A 675-nucleotide genomic window follows, 5' to 3' on the forward strand; every position below is an offset into this window, starting at 1 on the left:
TCATCCATGCCGTCTCCGACGAGCAGGACATGCGCAAGATGGGCGGGCTGTGGAGAAAGATCCCGATCACATACGCCATGATGCTGGCGGGCACGCTCGCCCTGACGGGCTTTCCGATGACGGCCGGCTTCTTCTCCAAGGACGCCATCATCGAGGCCTCCTTCATGGGCCACAACGTCATGGCCGGCTTCGCCTTTGTCATGCTCGTCGTCGCCGCGGCCTTCACCTCTTTCTATTCCTGGCGCCTCGTCTTCATGACCTTCCATGGCAAGCCGCGGGCATCCACCGAGGTGATGAGCCACATGCACGAAAGCCCGCAGGTGATGCTGATCCCGCTCTATGTGCTGGCGGCCGGCGCGCTCTTCGGCGGCTTGCTCTTCAGCGCCGCCTTCATCGGTGCGGAGAGCACGGCCGAGTTCTGGAAGGGCGCGATCTTCACAGCCCATGGCAACGAGATTCTGGAAGAGATTCACCATGTGCCGTCATGGGTGAAGGCGGCGCCGTTCATCGCCATGGTGCTCGGCTTCCTTACGGCTCTCTTCTTCTACGTGCTCAAGCCGGAGACGCCGAAGGCTCTCTCCAGCAGAATGGGCGCTCTCTACCGCTTCCTTCTCAACAAGTGGTACTTCGATGAGCTCTATGACGCGATCTTCGTGCGGCCGGCGCGCTCTTCGG

The 675-nt window shown here is 61.6% G+C and carries 1 protein-coding gene; it reads left to right on the plus strand.

Going from position 1 to position 675, the window contains the following annotated elements:
* On the plus strand, positions 1–675 hold a 675-nt coding region (locus CKO40_RS23840), incomplete at both ends, for a proton-conducting transporter transmembrane domain-containing protein (RefSeq protein WP_276570862.1).

This window comes from Halochromatium glycolicum, assembly GCF_016584085.1.
Taxonomy (GTDB): Bacteria; Pseudomonadota; Gammaproteobacteria; order Chromatiales; family Chromatiaceae; genus Lamprobacter; species Lamprobacter glycolicus.